This is a genomic window from Endozoicomonas atrinae (assembly GCF_001647025.1).
GTDB classification, from domain to species: Bacteria; Pseudomonadota; Gammaproteobacteria; order Pseudomonadales; family Endozoicomonadaceae; genus Endozoicomonas; species Endozoicomonas atrinae.
The window spans coordinates 1-240 of the sequence record NZ_LUKQ02000961.1; the positions used below are offsets into that span (position 1 = coordinate 1).

Consider the following 240-nt stretch of genomic DNA (forward strand, 5'->3'; position numbering starts at 1 on the left):
ACACCTCAGCACCGTACATCTCGTGAATGGCTTCGGCAATATCACGGGTGGTCATGCCTCGGGCATAGAGGGTAAGGATTTGCTGATCAAGCTTGTTTAGCCGAGTCTGGCCTTTGTGTCATCACCGATGTAATAAGTCTTCAAAACACCAGTTTAATTTGACCTCCCGATTAACCCTTTTCTGGCCGATTGTTTTCCTGTTGGTATCAAGCAGGGAGCAGCGCCATGACCAATCGAGAG

General features: G+C 48.8%; 1 pseudogene. It reads right to left on the reverse strand.

Annotated features, from left to right (window positions below):
• Window positions 1-115: pseudogene (locus tag AK963_RS34750) on the reverse strand (transposase); the annotation flags it as partial.
• Between the last annotated feature and the right edge of the window lie 125 nt (window positions 116-240).